Origin of the sequence: Nitrosospira multiformis ATCC 25196 (assembly GCF_000196355.1) — a bacterium.
GTDB classification, from domain to species: Bacteria; Pseudomonadota; Gammaproteobacteria; order Burkholderiales; family Nitrosomonadaceae; genus Nitrosospira; species Nitrosospira multiformis.
This window is the reverse complement of the sequence record NC_007614.1, coordinates 814,530-832,684: the sequence shown is the minus strand read 5'-3', so window position 1 is coordinate 832,684 and position 18,155 is coordinate 814,530. Positions and strand designations below refer to the sequence as shown.

Sequence of the window (18,155 nt, the reverse complement as noted above, 5' to 3'; positions counted from 1 at the left end):
TTGTGCAGGGATGCGCGATAAGCTGTTAGCGCGATTTTGGACATCTCTCCGCTCCTAAAATATCCCTCTTTCCCTCCTGGGACAACAATCATGTTCCTGTGCAGTGTGAATCCTGCAGCAACCGATTAACCAAGCCAAATCAAGAGGAGAAGCAAAGTGGCCAGAAGCTACAAAATCATCTTCGCCAACAATCAGAAGTCTTTTGCAGTAAATGCTCTAGCCCTTGCATGCGACGGCTCGTGGCGAGATGCGGTCCAGCGCTATAACGGTAAGCATGATCTGGCGTTTATCGACGTGAAAGAAGAGAACGCGGCCCACTTGGAAGAAATGCTAGAGCAGGACGACAACGTTCTCTCCTACTTATGTACTGATCATTAAAAAGAGACGATCCCAAATCCGAGAAGGCTCGCAATTGCCCGGACTGACGCAGCCCCGATTTGGAAAACTCCCGCAGCACGGAACACGCTGCGCGTATGCAGTGAAAATGGACAACGATATGCGCCACCGGCAATGCAAGGCCTGCTCCAGTGCATCATGACTGAGCGCGAACTTGAACATATTCTCTCTGCCCTTTGCCATATGACAGGCAATATTGCGTTCGACCTTCCTGACGATGCCCCGCGAAAACTGCAGCGTTGCTTCCAGCTCCACGCTCTGCTCTCGCAGTTTCTTGGCAAAAATCTCGCGCCCATTGTGTAAATCGGTCCTGCTCGTATGCAGTTGCCGCCCTCGCTACCCTGACTATCCACGTTATAATCGATACATGCGAGCGTATCCTACAATACAGCGCCCCTCCATCAAGCGAGACCCTAGGTTGCATGCCCTGCTGGCTGGACGCCTGCACGATCCTTTCAGTTTCCTTGGCCCCCATGTGGAACATGGACATTGGGTGGTGCGCGCCTTCCATCCCCATGCTGCAAGCATCTGGATCAACACGGATGACGGTTTCGAAAGCATGACAAGAGCCCATCCTGCCGGAGTTTTTGAATGGTGGGGACTTATACCCCTGCCTCTGCCTTATCAGCTACGCATCGAAGAGGCTTCCTTCGAAGCACCCGCACATGTGTATGATATTTATGACGCCTATGCGTTCCCTCCACAAGTTTCGGAACATGACCTGTATCTGTTCAACGAAGGCCGCTTGCATCAGGCTTACAGGATGCTCGGTTCTCATTTGGTGGAAATGGAAGGGGTTGCCGGAGTTCGTTTTTCCGTTTGGGCACCGAATGCGGAGCGCGTCAGTGTGGTCGGAAGCTTTAACCGCTGGGATGGACGTATCCATCCCATGGTCTCCCACGGCGCGAGCGGAGTATGGGAATTGTTTATCCCCGGCGTGCCGACGGATTCATTTTATAAATATGAAATCCGGAATCGGGATACCGGCGCGATCCTTCTCAAAACGGATCCTTATGCGCGCCATTATGAAGTACGTCCCGGCACTGCTGCCCGTGCCCCATCCGCCAGCAGGATGACATGGGGCGACGCGCGCTGGATGGCTCAGCGCGCAGTATGGGATTGGCTTGCCACCCCGCTCAATATTTATGAAGTTCATGCCGGGTCATGGAAACGGCACGCGAACGGAAGTTTTTATTCATACCGGGAACTTGCCGATCACCTGCTCCCGTATGTGCGGGAAATGGGATACACGCATATCGAGTTGCTCCCTATTTCGGAGCATCCCCTCGATGAATCCTGGGGTTATCAGACGACGGGTTATTTTGCCGCAACCAGTCGCTACGGCACATCGGACGACCTGAAATTTTTCATCAACGCCTGTCATCAGGAGGGAATCGGTGTAATCCTGGACTGGGTCCCCGCACATTTTCCGCAGGATGCTTTCGCCCTGGCCCGATTCGATGGGAGTGCCCTATATGAACATGAGGATCCACGCATGGGACTGCATCAGGACTGGGGCACGCACATTTTCAACTACGGACGCAATGAGGTGAAATCGTTTCTCCTTTCCAGCGCCCACTACTGGCTATCGGAATTTCATCTTGACGGGCTGCGTGTCGATGCTGTCGCTTCCATGCTCTATCTCGACTATTCGCGACTTCCGGGTGAATGGCTGCCCAACAGATATGGAGGCAGGGAGAATCTGGAAGCCATCGATTTTCTGCGTGAACTGAATATCATGGTGCATCAGGAATTTCCGGGGGCGCTGACACTTGCCGAGGAATCCACTGCATGGCCGGGTGTATCCCGTCCGACTTATGTCGGCGGGCTGGGTTTTTCCATGAAGTGGAACATGGGCTGGATGAACGACACTCTGGTGTATATGCGCAATGATCCCGTCTACCGGCGTTTCCATCATGAGCAGTTGACGTTCGGGCAGTTATACGCATACAGCGAAAACTTTGTGCTGCCGTTCTCCCATGATGAAGTGGTTCACGGCAAAGGTTCGCTTCTGGGCAAGATGCCTGGAGATGCATGGCAACAATTCGCCAACCTGCGCCTGCTGTTTACCTATCAGATGACATATCCCGGGAAAAAACTCAACTTCATGGGGAATGAATTTGCCCAGGGGCGTGAGTGGAATTCATCGCGCGAACTCGACTGGTATCAGTTAGGCGATGGCTGGCATGAGGGAGTAAAAATGGCAGCGCGAGACCTCAACCAACTGTACAGTGCCGTCGCCGCACTGCATCAACGTGATTTCGAGCCGGAAGGCTTTTCGTGGGTGGATTGTCACGACGCGGATAACTCTGTGATCAGTTATCTGCGCTTTGCACGAAACGGTTCGTTTGCTCTGGTGGTACTCAATTTTACGCCGGTGCCACGCTACCGTTACCGCATCGGGGTGCCCACATCGGGAAGCTATCAGGAAATCTTCAATAGCGATTCTCGTTACTATGGGGGCAGCGATCTCGGTAACATGGGAAGTATCCGCACCACCGGCCAGCCTTCCATGGAACGGATGGATTCAATTGTTATCACCCTGCCGCCGCTTGCCGGGCTCATTTTCGTTCATACTGATCTGCCTGCAATCAACACCGACGGATAAGGGAGCAGGTTGATCCTCGAGACAAGTCCATAGCCCTGGGAACCCCTGAACAAATCCCTCACAGGCGCGACGGAGGCTTTGTTTAGAGTTTCCCTGGTAATGCTGCGGCAATAATCAATAATGGTCCTCAGCATACGGGCGCCCCATAGCGATATGCCTATGCTCCCCGCCCGAGTTAAGTCCAGCTCCCCACAATGAACAGTAAACGGAAAAAGCCATGACTCCTGCACAATCCTATCCGCACCTCGACGTTCTATTCATCACACCCGAGATTCACCCTCTTAACAAAACCGGAGGGCTGGGGGAAGTGAGCGCCGCCTTGCCCACCGCCTTGAGTGAACTCGGAATGGATGTGCGCATACTCATTCCGGGCTATCCCCAGATACTCAATGGATTGAAAAACAAGCAGAAGATAGCGGAGTTTGCCGCTCAATCCTCATTTCCGGCAGCAACACTGCTATCGGCAAGGTTGCCATTTGGCGCCTCTGGCAATGTTCCACTGTTCATTATTGATTGCCCGGAACTCTACCGGCGTGACGGAGGTCCCTACACCGACCCCCAGGGGCACAACTGGCCCGATAATGCGATACGCTTTGGTCTTCTCTCAAAAATCGGCGCCATTCTGGCAAGCGACGCCAGCCCTTTGGACTGGCATCCGGACGTTGTTCATTGCAATGACTGGCAAAGCGGCCTGGTACCTGCCTATCTCCATTTCCATAAGGGAACAAAGGCAGCATCTCTGATGGTGATTCATAACCTCGCTTTTCAAGGGGTGTTTTCTCCCGAGACTGTATCTCAACTGGGATTGCCTCAGACCAGCTTCCATACCGAAGGGGTGGAATATTATGGAGGCATGTCCTTCCTCAAGGCCGGGCTCTACTATTGCGACCATATCGTCACTGTAAGTCCTACCTATGCGAGGGAGATTCAGGTTGCGCCTCTCGGTTTTGGAATGGAGGGACTGCTTTCCCTGCGGCACGAGCACATCACGGGCATCGTGAACGGCATTTCCGATGAATGGAATCCTGTCAATGATCCCCATCTTGAGCAAAACTATTCGATGGATGATCTGTCCGGCAAAGTCATCAACAAGGCAGCGCTGCAACAGCAACTAGGGCTTACCGTCGATCCTGATGTTCCGCTGTTTGGCGCAGTGAGCCGCCTCACTTATCAGAAAGGCTATGATCTGCTTTTGCGGATCATCACACAACTGATTGACATACCCGGGCAACTCGTTATTCTGGGGAGTGGCGAGACGATGCTGGAGCAGGAGCTGATGCGGATGGCAAGAAATCATCCCGGAAAAATGGCGGTACGTATCGGTTTTGACGAAAAACTCGCGCATCTGATAGAGGCAGGGGCTGACTGCTTCCTGATGCCATCAAGATTTGAACCCTGTGGCCTGAATCAGATGTACAGCCAGTGCTATGGCACTCCTCCCCTCGTTCATGGAACGGGCGGCTTGCTCGATACCGTGGTTGACTGCACGGCGGAGAGCCTGGCTGATGGAACCGCCACGGGTTTCGTATTTCATGAACTGACACCCGAGGCCTTTCTGGGGGCATTGGAGAGGGCTGTTGCGGCGTATCGGGACAAACCGGTTTGGGATCGTCTGATGCGAAATGGTATGGTACAGGATTTCAGCTGGCGTGCCAGCGCAACCGACTACCGGAAAATCTACCTGTCGCTGCTCAATCAGAAACGATAGGCCCCAACGCAAGGACCCTATCTGCACGACGGACAGAGGCAGGTAGAGAAGAAGACAGGGGCAGATGAGGAAACCTACAGCCACACCATCATGCCCATCTCGAATGGATGGGTCAATAAGGCATGATAGGGATAAACCCGGATATAGTAGTCCAGCTTGCCACACAAATCGGGCGTATGGTCCAGTTCGAACAGGTGCTCCGCCGATTCTTCCTCGATACCCCTGAACTGGAAGCGGACGTGCTTGAACGAGCATAGCGTAGTCTTTTTCAATCGACGACAGATCAGCAGTTCGACCACCACATCCTCCGGATGTAACCCGTTCAACCGGACGGCAACACGAAAATCCACTGCCTCCCCGAAGCTGATCTGGCTGAAAGGCTTATCCAGGCGTCGGATCGTAACCCCTGGCCATGCTTCTCTTACGAACGCTTTCCAAGCGGCTATCTTCCTTGCATTGCTGAAGTCATCCGCCGCATAAAGCGCGCCCTGCTTTTTTGCCGGCAGGTAAAACTTCATGGTGTATTCGGTTATCATGCGGGTGGCGTTGTAACGCGGCAACAGCGACTTCATCGAGTTCTTGGCCATCTTTACCCAGCCCGAAGAATAGCCCAGCTTATCGCGGTTATAGTAAAGGGGGACTACGTGATCCTGCAGCGTTTCATAAAAATCCTTGCTTTCCTCCTTGTCGCGACGCACTGCATCCATATTCTCGGGTCCCGGCTTGATGGCCCAGCCATTCTTTCCGTCATAGCCTTCCCCCCACCACCCATCGAGGACGCTCAGATTGATGGTTCCGTTTATGCCTGCCTTCATGCCTGAGGTTCCGCTTGCTTCCAATGGATACACGGGACTGTTGATCCATACGTCCACGCCGGCCACCAGACGACGGGCAAGGCGGAGATCATAATCTTCGACCAGGAGAATCTGGCCCTCGAATTCGGGCATTCGCGCAATCTCGCTCACTCTCCGGATCAAATCCTGTCCAGGCACGTCGGCAGGATGCGCTTTTCCGGCAAAGACGATCATCACCGGGTGTTCCTGGTCAAGCATGATTCTGCGCAACCAATCGAGATCCTCGAATAGCAGGGTCGCGCGCTTATAGGTGGCGAAGCGCCGGCCAAAGCCGAGTGTCAGGATGTTCGGATTAATAGGATCGGTAAAGCGCAGAAGCCGGTCAAGATGCGCTTCGGAACCATGATTCCGGGCATTCTGCGTGGTGAGGCGCGCGCGTATGCCATAGAACATTTGGGATTTCAGAGTTTGCCGGACACTCCAGAATAGATGATCAGGAATGGTATCGATGCGCGACCAGTATTCTGTATCGCACATGTTATTGCGCCACTCGTATCCCAGGTAGCGGTCGAACAGGTCGGCCCATTCCTGCGCGAGAAACGTGGGAACATGCACTCCGTTCGTGATGTATGACATCGGATTTTCTTCCGGCTCGATCTGCGGCCATACATCCTTGCAGATGCGCGCAGATACATTCCCGTGGATCTTGCTTACACCATTCTGATAGCGCGAAGCCCGGATGGCGAGATCGGTCATGTTGAAATCATCACTCCCCGGGACACGCCCAAGCGCGAGAAAGTCCTCGCGTGTAATTTTGAGATCACGATAGAACGGCTCAAAATAGGCATTCATCATGTCGTCGCTGAAGTGATCGTGGCCGGCCGGCACTGCCGTATGAGTCGTAAATACGGTGCTTGCGGCTACAGCTTCGAGCGCCGCGGGAAAATCCAGGCCTTGCTGCACGTGGCCGCGAATGCGCTCGAGCATCATGAAAGCCGCATGGCCTTCATTGATATGCCATATCGTCGGCTCGATGCCCATTTCTCGTAGAGCGCGGATCCCGCCCACGCCAAGCACGATCTCCTGCTCGATGCGCATCACTCTGTCCCCCCCATAGAGCTGATGTGTGATGTCGCGATCGCCGGGTGAGTTTTCAGGGAGATCCGTGTCCAGCAGATACAGACTTACATGTCCTATTTTTGCCCGCCAGACCTTTATCGCCACCGGGCGTTGCAGCAATTCCACTTTTATTCTTACTTCAGATCCATCCTCCCGCAGAACGGGCGCAACAGGCAAATCCGAAAAATCCGAATCAGCATAAATGACCTGCTGATTCCCCTGGTTATCGATCGTCTGGAAGAAATATCCCTGACGGTAGAGCAAGCCGATGCCGATCAATGGCAGGCGCAAGTCACTGGCGGCCTTACAGTGGTCCCCTGCCAGAATGCCAAGTCCTCCCGAATAAATCGGGAAACTCTCATGAAAACCAAATTCGAAGCAGAAATAGGCGATCTTGTCGCTCGGATTCAGGCTCGCATCGATGCCATTCCACAACGTCTCCGAATGATAATAGTCATAAGCGGATACTATGCTATTGTAATTGGCCAGGAAAACCTGATCTTCGGCTGCCTTGAGCAGCAGCGTTTCATCCACCCGCTTGAGGAAAGCCTTCGGATTATGCCCGACGGCTCCCCACAGACTTGGGTCGAGGCGTGAGAACAGCGAGCGCGTGGCTCGATCCCAGCTATACCACAGATCGTTGGCAAGGTCTTCGAGACGTGCCAGCCGAGGCGGTATCTTCGGGGTGACAGCAATGGTAAACAAGGTGCCTTTCGACATGCTCAATCTTTCCTGAGAAGTTGAAAAATGAGGTACGGAAATAGCCTGCCTAGTCCCGGGATTTTTTTATATCGGTCCGACTCATGGCTCTACCGCCTGCATGAAATGTTCACGGTAATATTTCAGCTCCGCAATGGAGTCGTATATATCCGACAGCGCTTCATGCTTGCACTGTTTCGTCACGCCCGCCAGAATTTCTGGCTTCCAGCGTTTTGCCAGTTCCTTCAAAGTGCTTACGTCGAGGTTCCGGTAATGGAAATAGGCTTCCAGCCGAGGCATCCAGCGTGCCAGAAAACGCCGATCCTGGCAGATCGAATTGCCGCACATTGGCGAAACTCCGGCGGAAATATGTTCTTGAAGAAAAGCAATCATATGGACTTCCACTTCGGCTTCCGTCAGCCCGGATGCCCGCACCTTTTCCACCAGGCCCGATTTTGCATGCGTGGATTTGTTCCAGCTATCCATTCCCTCGAGCACCGACTCGGATTGCGACAAGACCAGCACCGGAGCTTCTGCAAGAACCTCCAACTGCGAATCCGTTACGACCAGAGCGATTTCGAGTATGCGGTCCCTGTCCGGGCTGAGCCCGCTCATTTCCATATCGATCCAGATGAGACGGCCATTGTCTTGTGTCATAATTGAATCGCCCTGAATTTTCGACATGTAATTGTGTCATATCACTATTGATCAGTCATCCTTCAACCGTAATCCTGATTTGGGGCAGTACAACTCCAATTTGCACATGCCTACTTTCACTATCATTTTTCTTACCGTCCTGGCCGTCACTTCGCTTATGCGAATGTGGCTGGCGAAACGGCACATCGATTACGTCATTTCACATCGCGATCAGGTCCCGCGGGATTTTTCGTCACAGATATCATTGAAGGCGCACCAGAAGGCAGCTGACTATACTTGTGCGAAAACCCGTCTCGGATACGCCAGCATCCTGCTCGATGTTGTGCTGCTGTTGATACTCACCCTCGGAGGCGGGCTGAACACTCTCCATACCGTTATATCGAACTGGACAAGCGATCCGTTGACGCAGGGGGTGGCGCTTATCGCGAGTGTCATGTTCCTGGCGAGCGTAGTTGGCGTACCCCTGAGTTACTATCGTACCTTCGTGATAGAAGAGCAGTTCGGGTTCAACAAAATGAAGCCGCGCATGTTCTTCCTTGATCTGGCAAAGCGGTTTACCCTTGGAATCGTGCTGGGCATGCCGCTGCTGCTTGCCGTCCTGTGGTTGATGGAAAAGATGGGTGAATACTGGTGGTTTTATGCCTGGCTGGCATGGATGATCTTTAACTTGCTGGTACTGGCGATCTTCCCTACCTGGATCGCCCCTATCTTCAACAAATTCACTCTGCTGGACGATGTTTCCTTGAGAAGGCGGATTGAAGAGCTGATGCGGAAATGCGGCTTCAAGTCCAGCGGTCTTTTCGTGATGGATGGATCGCGCCGCAGCAATCATGGCAACGCCTATTTCACAGGATTCGGCAAAACAAAAAGGATTGTCTTCTTCGATACCCTGCTGTCCCGGCTGGATGCACAGGAAATTGAAGCGGTGTTAGCGCACGAGTTAGGGCATTTCAGGCGTCATCATGTCATAAAGCGCATTGCCTGGACATTCGCCATGAGTCTGTTGTTTCTCTGGGGCCTCGGCTACCTGATGCAACAGGGCTGGTTTTACCAGGGATTGGGTGTCTCGGTTGCGACAGTGCCCTCCACGGCGATGGCGTTGTTGCTGTTTTTCCTGATAATGCCTGTGTTCACTTTCCCGTTTCAGCCACTGGGGAGCCTGTACTCGCGCAAACACGAGTTTGAAGCGGATGAGTATGCAGCCCACCATGCTTCCGCAGCTGACCTCGTGCGCGCGCTCCTGAAACTTTATCAGGACAATGCATCGACCCTCACGCCGGATCCTCTGCACTCGGCATTTTATGATTCGCATCCGCCCGCCGCGCTGAGGATAGCGCGGTTGAGAAGTCTGGCGCATAATTAACTTTGTTCTATATTGATCAGCAGGAGCACGAATGGATACCACTATCGATGATCTCGCTACAAAACAATGCAAGCCCTGTGAAGGAGCGATGCCTCCTTTGTCACAGGAGGAAATAACTCAGCTGATGCGGCAACTCGATGGCTGGAATTATCTTGGAAAAACGATTCGCAAGGAATTCAGCTTCAAGAACTACTATCAAACAATGGCATTCGTTAACGCTGTAGCGTGGATATCCCATCGGGAGGACCATCATCCCGACATCACTGTCGGTTACAACAAATGTCAGGTGGAATACACCACCCATGCTATCGGTGGTTTGTCGGAGAATGACTTTATTTGCGCCGCGAAAATTGACACTCTTTTTCAAATTTGAGATCGCCTGGCCGCCCATCCGTTACCTCCCCTCCCCTTCGTGGAGAAATCGTAGCGGCCTTCGGCAGGCATTTCCTCGTTAAAACCGCGGATGAATCGACGCTCACATGCGTGTTGCGCGGAAAAAAGAGTGGGGCGGCATGCGGCGATTGGGTTGAAATCTATCAAACGGCGTCTGAGCAGGGGGTTATCGAAAGGATTTTGCCGCGTAGCGCCCTTTTATACCGTAGTGATCTCTCCCGCGAAAAACTCATTGCAGCCAATGCCACGCAGGTAATCATTGTAGTGGCGCCAGTCCCAAGCTTCAGTGAGGAGCTGATAAATCGCTGCCTGGTTGCCGCCGAAAGCCAGCAGCTCAGTGTTCTGATCGTCCTCAACAAGACAGACCTGCTAGGGCCTAGCAAAGTTGCCTTGAACGGACTCTCACTCTATCGGGAACTCGACTATACTTTGTTGCCTATCAGTGCCAGAAACGACGTAAAACCCCTGCTGCCCTATCTCGAAGACAATCTCAGTGTACTGGTGGGTCAGTCCGGTATGGGAAAATCCACCATCATCAATGCGCTTGTTCCTGACGCTGAGCGTGCCACTGGCGACATTTCCCCCACCCTCGACGCAGGTCGCCACACGACAACTCATGCGCGGCTCTATCATCTCGACAGGAATGCCCGTATCATAGATTCTCCGGGAATTCAGCAGTTCGGCTTGCAGCATCTGAGCATTGAAGCTATCGCTTGGGGATTCAGGGAATTTCGTCCCTACATCGGCAAATGCAAGTTCAATAACTGCCGCCATTCAGGCGAACCAGGGTGCGCATTGGCGAATGCAATGCGGGAGAGCGAGGTGAGCGTACGTCGCATTGACCTCTACCATAAACTCATCGCTTCGTTAAATACGAATCGTATTCCGTCTTCTTCCTCCCGGACAAAAATCCAGTAGCGGTTTCCAATCCACTTACTTCCCCCTTCGATACAGGCAGTACGAAACAGGGCACTGCGTATCATAAAAGTTGCGATACATTCTTTTCCCTGAGCAAAAAAAGCACGATGGACCGAAGATACGGTCCACCGTGCCTCTATTACTTTTATTACGAAGTTTGCTGGTCAGGCATCACTCCCTCGACGTGCTACCATCAAGCGAGGGCGCGGTAGCGCTGACTTTTTCCTTCTTCGCCTTTCTTCCCGCGAGCGGATGGGCTGAGAAAGGTTGGAAGCGATCGAAGCCAGTCACCGTCACGGTACCGCCGTTTTCGACATATTGCTCTTCGAAATGCTCCAGGAATTCCATGAAGGTATGATCGACCAGGGTTGCCTGGCTGAAGTCAAGAACGACTTCCTTTTTGGGTTCAAACCTGGCCAGTACTTTCTTGAAGCCGATCAGGTTGGAAAATATTGCGGCATCCTGAACGTTCATATAGTACTGATTTCCCGTCTGCTTCAATTGATAGCGCGCCGAGAAAAGGTTGCCGAGCGATGCGCCATTTACGATATGGAAGACGAATTTGACGAGAATACCTGCTCCGATACCCATCAACAGGTCGCTGGCGACTGTCACCGCAATCGTCACCAGGAAGATCGTCAACTGCTCGCTGCCGATCTTGTAGGTCTTGAAAAACTCGTGCGGCGAGGCCAGGCGATAGCCGACGAAAATCAGCATGGCTGCCAGGGCGGCATTCGGAATCATCTCGATCACAGGGATCAAGAGCAGCATCGATATAAAGAGGCAGAAGCCGTGGAAGAAATTGGCCCAGCGGGTGCGTGCACCGAAGCCTACATTTGCCGAGCTGCGTGCGACTTCCGATATCATGGGCGATCCACCGAGTACCGCAGCAAGCGTATTACCCGTGCCAACAGCGATCAAGTCCTTGTTGAAATTCGACTGACGCCTCCAGGGATCGAGACTGTCAATCGCCTTGACGGTAAGGCAGGACTCCAGGCTCCCTACCAGCAGGAACATGATCACATATTTCCAGAATGCACCCGTTCCAATCTGTGAGAAGTCAGCATTGAAAGTAATTTCCTTCCAGAAATCGCCAATATGAACGAGTATGTGTCCAGGTTGCGTCCCCTTGAAATCCAGTGCGATGGCAGCGGGGATAGCTATCAGCAATACCACCATTGGAGCTGGAATTTTCTTCACTAGTGGACTTTTTATCTTCGGCAACCCAAATAGGACAATCAGACTAAGTATCCCGACTATCGCTACAGGCACGTTCGGATTCATGATGGAATTAGGGAGTTGCGCATACAGCTTCACGGGTCCCATTCCCGCCAGTGTCGCCGGGTCTATTCCGAGAAGGATGTGCGCCTGCTTCGAAATAATGATAAGCCCGATCGCAGCCAGCATTCCATGTACCGCGGATAACGGAAAGAAATCGCTAAGTGAACCTGCTCTCATAAAGCCGATGACGACCTGCAGCGCACCCGCTACTACCATGACGCCCAAGGCCATCTTCCACCCTTCCGGGCCGCCGCCGACTTCGGCAACACACCCTGCGACGATTGTAATCAAACCCGCCGCAGGCCCTTTGATGGTAAGCGGCGAACCGGCCAAGAGGGCGACCAGCACCCCGCCGATCATGGCCGTAAGAACACCCATCGCAGGAGGGAAATCTCCCGCCTTCGCAATACCCAGGCTCAAAGGCAACGCCAGCAGGAATACGAAAAAACCCGCAGTGAAATCGTATTTCAAATTCTGCATCATCCCCGCCAGACCATCTTTCGGTACTGTCAGTTTAGCGGTAGAAGCAGTAGATGCATTAGCTGAACTCATCAGTGATAGCTCCCATTAGTTGGATTTTTAAATATCCTGAATAAAAAAATCTCAAATTTCCATTAATTTCCATTCGTCTGCCAGGTTTCTTAGGACAGGCTTATCCAGAGGGTTTGAAGAGCCTCATGCGTGGTATTTTTCTTCTATAAAACACCTGTGTATTCATCTCAACCACCAGGTTTTCGTGACCTGCGCCATACGTCTTCACATTTGTGATAAAATTCATACTTTATTCCATCCCCTTTCAGAGGAGTTGCTCAAAGTACGGAGTATCATCCTGCATTTCCCTTTTCCCCCTCTACACCCACGACACTCCCGCATCTTTTTTCTTTTGAAGTGTGAGGTTTCGCATACTTTGTCTTTTATTGCCTCTGATGAGGCGTAGGTGCGTGCGCTAAGTCGATCAGAGATGAATTTGTCTATGCTCTATACTTCCCTCGCGGACGAGCGACAACATCTTCCCAAACCTTCTGAGGCGTTCACTTATTATTCATTACTCAGATCCCTCCTTATTTCCTGATAACACTCCTTTTCCGAGCCTTTTTCACACCCCGTTGAGCGCCGACTTTATCCCGGGATTTCTCTCGCATGGCTTCTGATTTCCTGGGGTTCAAGCCGGCGCCTTTCATTTCGTCATCACATCTGTCTATCCATTCCCACTTTCATCATGGTTTCATGATCACGAGTTTTTGAAGGGGACGGCATGGTAAGTTTTAACATGAGGTCCAAGATAAACCCGCGAATATATTCTCACCAAGGAGAGACCGACGATGATGAAACTCAGTGCGAGAATGAATGCAAATACGATCTGGTCTGTGTGAATGTGGGTGAAGATCAGATCTATCCCCAGGAACGATGGCGTAATAGGAAAACCCATCAGGCCCAGACACGCAAGCAGGAAAATGAAAGCCTGTGTAGGATATTCATAGACATGACCCTGACCCTGAGGTTCCTTCAAATCCACCTTCGGCTCAAGTGACTTCAGTTGTGCCAGACAAGCGTATCCCACAAGGCCTGAAAGGAGGATGCCACTTATATAAATGACAATCTCCCGGGTCGTCACTTCGTCATAAAACGAGATGGCGAGTGCGACCCAGAGATGATTCATGATGACGAAGTACCAGCTCAACTGGGGACTCATTCTTTCCGAGAAAGACTTCAGCACGACGATCAGGGCGATGAAGGCAAATAGCGTCGGCAGGAATTGCTGGACACCGACCGGTAAAGACTGCTCGTAGTAGAGGCAGGCGAGGCCGACGAGGAAAAGTGTGGTGGCGATAATGAAACCACCCGTTCCGGATAACACCAGGTTCAGCTTCCGGCCGATCCATTTCACGGGATCCCAGAAGAAGAAATACATGAACGAATCGAGGTTGAACTCCTTCACGCTCAGCATATAGGCCGCATACTCGATTTGCTTGGATGTGGAATGCTTGTCGATGTATTCCCTTGGAACAAAGTTGTAGAACTGATCGCGAAGCAGGAAGGTCACGGCCGATGGCGAGACCAGAAGCTGATACGTCCGCAAGAATGCATTTCCTGCCAAATGGATCAAGGCAAGATCATAAAACCCTAACGCCACTTCCACGAAAATGATGCCGATCTGCGCCACCGAAGAGTAGGCGATCTGCGTCTTGATCGAGGACTGTACGCGTGAAATAAGGGTCGCGACTACGGCAGTCCCTACGCCAAGAAGAATCACAGGCGCTACCACAACGATCTGATTTTCCCAGAATGGGAACGTTCTCAGCAAAAGAAAGACGCCCAAGTGAACCGAGAGCGATCCGTAAAAGATTGCACTCGACGGGGTCGGGCCTTCCATTGCTCTGGGCACCCAGGAAGAAAACGGGAGTTGACCCGATTTCACGGCGGCCGCCAGCAGGAGCATCAATCCGATCAAAATCCCCAGTGTCGTGTTGCCCTCAAGAGTCTGTGCAACCAGTTCCGGATGCATGAGCTTGGAGAACGTGATGTTTTCGTGCCACAGATGATGGCTCATCCAGATGACCAGAATCAAACCCATATCCGCCACGCGAAACACCGTGAATACCTTGAGCGCATTTTTTACCGGCAGATACCGCTCCCTGTAGAACCCGATCAGGAGGAAGGACGTGATTCCCAGAACTTCCCAACCGATAAAGAGCGTCTCGAAATTACCGGAGAAAATGATGATGTTGTAGCCGATGAAAAAGAACAGGATGGTGTTGAAAAACCGCTTATAGCCCCTTTCGCGATGAAGGTACCATCTGGAGTAGACGGTAACCAGAAAGCAGAGGAAAGAACCGACGAACAGATAAACCGCGGTAATTTTGTCGAAATAGAATGAAATGAAAAACTTGTAACTTTCCGTGTTATACAGGATAAGCTCAATTGTCTCGAGCGTCGGGTAGCCGCTGAAGAGCCAGAGGACCAGGAATATCCAGGCCAAAACCATGTGCGAACCGACAGTGGAGTAGGCTATCCAGGAAATGGCATCCTCATTCTTTTTCGGCACGAGCATGGTGAGCCCAAACCCGATCAGCGGGATGATTATGAATAACCCAAGCAGCGAGGTTAGCAGCGGCATCGTCATTTTTTCACTCTCTCCTTCTTCTCGATAAAGTAGACAGGTAAATTCTCTTGAACCGCATCCAGGGTTTCGATGGATTCCGCTTTCTTAGCCCGTTCCATCAGTGCGCTCAGATCCGATACGGTTTCCAGATCGTTTAACAGCGGCTTGTAAATCTTCGAGAAACTACCGTCCTTGTACAGCCAAAGCTCACCGGTGTCCGGATGCAGCGCCAAACAATGCACCCAGTAGTTTTCATAAAACGAATAGTTTGCCGTCTGCGACTTGATCACCTTCAATGCCACATCGGGATAGTGTTCGATGATGACCAGGAGACGGACCGGATCGTGGATCTCGATCATCTGGCTGGGAAGCCCTGTCCTCAAATCGCCATCCGCGCCGTTAGCCACCCCGATCAGACCCATGACGTTGTGCGGCAGTTTCGTTCCGGCACCCATTTTGTGATTGTCGGTCCGGGAGAAAAAATACTCGAGGTCGATACCGCCCATAACCAACGCAATGGGACCCATGGACATGGTGAGGAACTTACCTTCAGGATCAGTGCGGTAGTCATAGGTGCTCGTGGACGCCCGCCTGTCCAGGAAGAGGTTTTCCGTAATGCTCCGTCTGCCGATAATACTTACCGCATTAGTCGCATGATTGAGCTCCGGCCGGGGTTCGAACAACGAAACCGATCTCCTCCGAATTTCCTCATGAATCTCCTTGGGACTCATTTTGGTATCAATGGATACCAACCTTCTGGACCGCTCCTTCGCGTGAAGATCGAGCGCTTCATTGATGACCAGCGTATTCCTCCTGTGTTTTCCAGCGTTTTCCTCGGAGAGAATCTCTTCATCGAAGAAGGCGACTTCGTCACGCGTGGTGTCGTGCAGACCCGGGAGGAACTGGGTAGTGGGCGGAATAATGATGCCCCGCTCCTTGAGCGCTTCCCTTACCTTGGGATGGTTGGCCATGTAACAGAATGTCCTGGCATTCACCGATCCCGGGCGGCCCCCGCATGCGCCACAGTCATAGGCGGTATAGTGAGGGTTGTTTACGCTGGATGCGCCGTGGCCAATCATGTAAACGATGGGAGCAAAGGTTTTATCTACCCCGTTTAAGCCCGTACTGGTCAGGACACCCTGAACGCGCTGGACCATCTCGTCAATCGTAAACCCGATCTGCAAACCGTTTTCCTTGTCGTTCGGGTCCTTGTTTTCGATGGTGAGCGTCGCGTTCTTGTCCACATGGGTATAAGAGGAGGCTCCGGCGGGCATCGAGCCCGGCTTGAACACATTCAAGGCTAGCCTCAGGGCCGACACGAATCCGATCGTTTGGGAGATAAACCAGCCCTGGAAAAGCGAATGCGTGAGCTTGGAAAAATGTACCTCCTTCTTTATCTTCTGCTTGTTACCGATTTCCTTGACGAGGAATTTGGGGAAAACCGGCGCGGGACAGCATTTCGTGTAAAACTTGCCGTTCTCGGGTTGATAATACAGTTCGACGTTAAAAAATCCGGCGGTGGTGAACGTTTCGCAATCCGGATCCAGCTGCTCGAGGTAACGGCGGAACGATGTCAACCGGTCATCGATACAGAAGTACGTCTGGAAACTTCTGTTTTCGATCTTTCTTTCCCAGGTCTTGTCCTGCAAAGCGATTCCAGTCAACACCTGGTCATAGTACGTCCACTCAAAAGCATCGTGCCAAAGGGAGAAAACCGTATCGACCTCAGTCTCGGGCACATCGGCGAACAAAGGTTCCGGCCGCTCTTCCAGAATGTGGGCAATGGGCTCCCAACTTTCTCCGAAATAGGAATCGAGCGCGTCAATCTCAAGCAAAAGCTCGAAGACAACCAGGTCATGAACGGTAATGTTCTTCGGGTTCAGGAGAGAGGCAGGCTGGGCCTCGACGGAAGCTACCATGCCCGACCAACCCGGGTGCGCGAACTGCTGGTCAAACAGATACTGCGCATAGAGGGTTTCATCCCCCACCAGGAGCTTCAGCAGATCCGCCATCTTGCAGTTTCCAGACACCAAAAGCTTTTTAGCTCTCTTCGTCTTGAAGAAACTGGCAAAGCTTTTTTCTTCCATTTCCTTCAAGGCCGCAAGAAAACCCTTGTGCCCTATGGGGAAACCCCATATTGAAATTCCCTGATCGAGGTAGCTGCACAGGATTCTGAACAGAAGCGGATGAACCATCAGGTCCAGGTCAATAGGATAATGGCGCTTCCAGTTCGCCCTCAGTTTGCCTATTCGTGGGGAAACGGAATCGTCATATTCCTTCTCAAGCAGCCGCTGCATCCAATCCTCCAGATGCTGCGCGCCCTTCTGCTCGGAGATAACTCGCTCAAGAATATCCTTGCGGATACGCCCGGCTTCGTACAGGTCTCTATATTCACGAAGTTGAAGAGAGGGAAAATATCCGAATATTTTTTTTGCGCGACGCGTTCCCTCATGGAAGGGATAGTTCTGGAATGCGTGTAATGTATTATGATGAATAAAGTCTTTCAGCGGAGCCTGCGAGGGCAGATAGTGCTGCAGGTCATGGATCACTTCCTCTTCATTGAAGGAAGAAACGGAGGCTTCCTGCGCTTGGGCTACAGTCCGCTCCGCGTGCAGAGGACTGACATCCGCCAGTTTATCCGAGTTAGGCTGTGCGCTTACCGCGGCGGCACCGGAAGCTGCAAACTGTTTTGGAGAATCCTTCACCAACTCGATCCTCTTTCCCTCTTTCTGAATATTTTCATCTTTGTCTATTGCTGCTGGCATAATTTTTACTCCTCTTCTTCGTGACGCCTTCTGACCTGTTGATAGGATTCCCTTTAACTAAAATAAACTCGATTCATTAACTTAAAATAACAGAGGAATTTACTCAGGTATTTACTCACCCATCAAATTAACACACGCCCTGTGAAGAATTCGTGAAGATAAATACCTCGATAAACAGAGTTTAAACAAGCACCCTTAAAGGATGAGACAGGCATCCCGGCGATCCGCTCACTAAGAAGTGGCGTCTTCAGGAAGGAGAAATTGATGGAAATAGTCCGCAAAGCGCGGATTTTGCAGAAGATCGAATAGCGGCAACTGTAGAGCTTCCGCTATGTCGGCGCAGTCAGGGAA

The 18,155-nt window shown here is 51.9% G+C and carries 12 protein-coding genes; 7 read left to right on the top strand and 5 right to left on the bottom strand.

Annotated elements, in window-relative coordinates; translation table 11 throughout:
• Positions 1-156 precede the first annotated feature (156 nt).
• From NMUL_RS03790 to glgA, 4 genes are all read left to right on the top strand, one after another.
• Positions 157-378, top strand: a complete 222-nt coding sequence (locus NMUL_RS03790; RefSeq protein WP_041352371.1) for a hypothetical protein — start codon at positions 157-159, stop codon at positions 376-378.
• Positions 379-534: 156 nt separating this feature from the next.
• Positions 535-699 (top strand): hypothetical protein, encoded by a 165-nt coding sequence (locus NMUL_RS15905; protein WP_167535552.1) that lies wholly within the window; start codon positions 535-537, stop codon positions 697-699.
• Between the two features lie 64 nt (positions 700-763).
• Positions 764-3,004 carry a 1,4-alpha-glucan branching protein GlgB gene (gene glgB, locus NMUL_RS03780; RefSeq protein ID WP_011380074.1) on the top strand — a complete coding sequence of 747 codons (2,241 nt, stop codon included), beginning with the start codon at positions 764-766 and terminating at the stop codon, positions 3,002-3,004.
• 217 nt (positions 3,005-3,221) lie between these two features.
• Complete coding sequence (glgA, locus tag NMUL_RS03775; RefSeq protein ID WP_011380073.1) at positions 3,222-4,712, top strand: glycogen synthase GlgA; 1,491 nt, start codon at positions 3,222-3,224, stop codon at positions 4,710-4,712.
• Between the two features lie 74 nt (positions 4,713-4,786).
• On the opposite strand, the gene glgP is transcribed toward glgA, so the two are convergent.
• Both glgP and orn read right to left on the bottom strand, forming a co-directional pair.
• Entirely contained in the window at positions 4,787-7,345 is a 2,559-nt protein-coding gene (gene glgP / locus NMUL_RS03770; protein ID WP_011380072.1) for an alpha-glucan family phosphorylase, read from the bottom strand.
• A gap of 81 nt (positions 7,346-7,426) precedes the next feature.
• Complete coding sequence (gene orn, locus NMUL_RS03765) at positions 7,427-7,981, bottom strand: oligoribonuclease (protein WP_011380071.1); 555 nt, start codon at positions 7,979-7,981, stop codon at positions 7,427-7,429.
• A gap of 106 nt (positions 7,982-8,087) precedes the next feature.
• Between orn and NMUL_RS03760 the strand changes: the two genes are divergently transcribed.
• From NMUL_RS03760 to rsgA, 3 genes are read left to right on the top strand one after another with little or no spacing between them, the layout of a single operon-like run.
• The gene (locus NMUL_RS03760; protein ID WP_011380070.1) at positions 8,088-9,344 is read left to right on the top strand and encodes a M48 family metallopeptidase; all 1,257 of its coding nucleotides are present in this window, start codon (positions 8,088-8,090) and stop codon (positions 9,342-9,344) included.
• A gap of 31 nt (positions 9,345-9,375) precedes the next feature.
• A complete protein-coding gene (locus NMUL_RS03755; protein WP_011380069.1) occupies positions 9,376-9,717 on the top strand; it encodes a 4a-hydroxytetrahydrobiopterin dehydratase in 342 nt (113 codons plus the stop codon).
• The gene (rsgA, locus tag NMUL_RS03750; RefSeq protein ID WP_011380068.1) at positions 9,714-10,655 is read left to right on the top strand and encodes a ribosome small subunit-dependent GTPase A; all 942 of its coding nucleotides are present in this window, start codon (positions 9,714-9,716) and stop codon (positions 10,653-10,655) included. Before NMUL_RS03755 ends, rsgA begins: the two co-directional genes overlap by 4 nt.
• 171 nt (positions 10,656-10,826) lie before the next feature.
• Here the strand turns inward: rsgA and NMUL_RS03745 are convergent, their stop codons facing one another.
• From NMUL_RS03745 to NMUL_RS03735, 3 genes are all read right to left on the bottom strand, one after another.
• A complete protein-coding gene (locus tag NMUL_RS03745; RefSeq protein WP_011380067.1) occupies positions 10,827-12,488 on the bottom strand; it encodes a SulP family inorganic anion transporter in 1,662 nt (553 codons plus the stop codon).
• Positions 12,489-13,167: 679 nt separating this feature from the next.
• A complete protein-coding gene (locus tag NMUL_RS03740; RefSeq protein WP_011380066.1) occupies positions 13,168-15,060 on the bottom strand; it encodes a proton-conducting transporter transmembrane domain-containing protein in 1,893 nt (630 codons plus the stop codon).
• Entirely contained in the window at positions 15,057-17,804 is a 2,748-nt protein-coding gene (locus NMUL_RS03735; RefSeq protein ID WP_011380065.1) for a YbcC family protein, read from the bottom strand. The genes NMUL_RS03740 and NMUL_RS03735 overlap by 4 nt, the downstream gene beginning before the upstream one ends.
• Between the last annotated feature and the right edge of the window lie 351 nt (positions 17,805-18,155).

What these genes read in the sequence shown, in the direction of transcription:
- NMUL_RS15905 (WP_167535552.1), top strand. Translation starts at nt 535, where the DNA reads ATGACTGAGCGCGAACTTGAACATATTCTCTCTGCCCTTTGCCATATG.
- glgB (WP_011380074.1), top strand. Translation starts at nt 764, where the DNA reads ATGCGAGCGTATCCTACAATACAGCGCCCCTCCATCAAGCGAGACCCT.
- glgA (WP_011380073.1), top strand. Translation starts at nt 3,222, where the DNA reads ATGACTCCTGCACAATCCTATCCGCACCTCGACGTTCTATTCATCACA.
- glgP (WP_011380072.1), bottom strand. Translation starts at nt 7,345, where the DNA reads ATGTCGAAAGGCACCTTGTTTACCATTGCTGTCACCCCGAAGATACCG.
- orn (WP_011380071.1), bottom strand. Translation starts at nt 7,981, where the DNA reads ATGACACAAGACAATGGCCGTCTCATCTGGATCGATATGGAAATGAGC.
- NMUL_RS03760 (WP_011380070.1), top strand. Translation starts at nt 8,088, where the DNA reads ATGCCTACTTTCACTATCATTTTTCTTACCGTCCTGGCCGTCACTTCG.
- NMUL_RS03755 (WP_011380069.1), top strand. Translation starts at nt 9,376, where the DNA reads ATGGATACCACTATCGATGATCTCGCTACAAAACAATGCAAGCCCTGT.
- NMUL_RS03745 (WP_011380067.1), bottom strand. Translation starts at nt 12,488, where the DNA reads ATGAGTTCAGCTAATGCATCTACTGCTTCTACCGCTAAACTGACAGTA.
- NMUL_RS03740 (WP_011380066.1), bottom strand. Translation starts at nt 15,060, where the DNA reads ATGACGATGCCGCTGCTAACCTCGCTGCTTGGGTTATTCATAATCATC.
- NMUL_RS03735 (WP_011380065.1), bottom strand. Translation starts at nt 17,804, where the DNA reads ATGCCAGCAGCAATAGACAAAGATGAAAATATTCAGAAAGAGGGAAAG.